At 71.0% G+C, this 538-nt stretch carries 1 protein-coding gene; it reads left to right on the plus strand.

Going from position 1 to position 538, the window contains the following annotated elements; translation table 11 throughout:
* The coding region (locus OQ968_RS24790; protein WP_324682295.1) for a phosphopantetheine-binding protein at positions 1 to 538 on the plus strand (538 nt) is incomplete at both ends.

A 538-nucleotide genomic window follows, 5' to 3' on the forward strand; every position in this document is an offset into this window, starting at 1 on the left:
TTGCCGCTGACCGCCAACGGCAAACTCGACACCGCGGCGCTGCCGGCCCCCGACTACACCCCCGCCGGGTCTTACCGGGCCCCGACCGGCCCGGTCGAAGAAATCCTGGCCGGCGTGTTCGCCCGGGTGTTGGGGCTGGATCGGGTCGGGGTCGACGACTCGTTTTTCGAGTTGGGTGGGGATTCGCTGTCGGCGATGCGGCTAATCGGTGAGCTCAACACCGCCCTGGGGGTGGGGTTGTCGGTGCGGGCGGTGTTCGAATCCCCCACGGTGGCCGCCCTGGCACCGCGGCTGGACACGGCGCAGGCGGGGTTGGCCCCGCTGCGCGCGGTGGGGCGCCCGGCGCGTATCCCGGTGTCGTTTGCCCAGCACCGGTTGTGGTTTATCGAGCAGTTGCACGGGCCCTCGGCGGCCTACAACATGGCCACCGCGTGGCAGCTGGCCGGCGAACTAGATGTGGGGGCCCTCGCGGCGGCGCTGGCCGATGTGGTGGCCCGCCATGAAAGCCTGCGCACCGTGTTCGGCGCCGATCAAGGCA

This window comes from Mycobacterium sp. 663a-19 (assembly GCF_035616495.1).
In the GTDB taxonomy this organism is placed as follows: Bacteria; Actinomycetota; Actinomycetes; order Mycobacteriales; family Mycobacteriaceae; genus Mycobacterium.